We start from the raw sequence: 380 nt of genomic DNA on the forward strand, positions 1-380 counted from the left end.
ACCCTGATCTTTTTAAAAACATCGCATCGATCTCCGGGTCATTTTGGTATCAAGATTTTCTACCGTTTGCTAAACAACAAAGCATTCAGTGTGTGGATCACTTTATTTATTTGTCTGTAGGCAGTGAAGAAGGGAAAGGCAAAACATCTGCTCAACAGCACATGCCTTTATTCAACAAACAACTGCGTGACCTTTTATTACTGAAAGGGATGCAAAAAAGGCAGCTGCAATATCACATCGAACAAGGGGAGGGCCATCATCTGAAACAATTTCAAAAAAATTTCTTATCGGCCCTAAAGTGGTTTTATCAAAGAGAACGCTAATTTTTTATCAGCATGGCACAAAGCCGATATGATATATTGGAACGTATAGATTGAAAG

The 380-nt window shown here is 38.2% G+C and carries 1 protein-coding gene; it reads left to right on the forward strand.

The window, feature by feature from the left end:
* Positions 1–323 (forward strand): alpha/beta hydrolase (locus tag GFC01_RS18980; protein ID WP_479723397.1); only part of this gene is annotated, 323 nt, incomplete at its 5' end.
* Positions 324–380: the final 57 nt, after the last annotated feature.

It is taken from the genome of Desulfofundulus thermobenzoicus (assembly GCF_009428905.1).
GTDB lineage: Bacteria > Bacillota > Desulfotomaculia > Desulfotomaculales > Desulfovirgulaceae > Desulfofundulus_A > Desulfofundulus_A thermobenzoicus.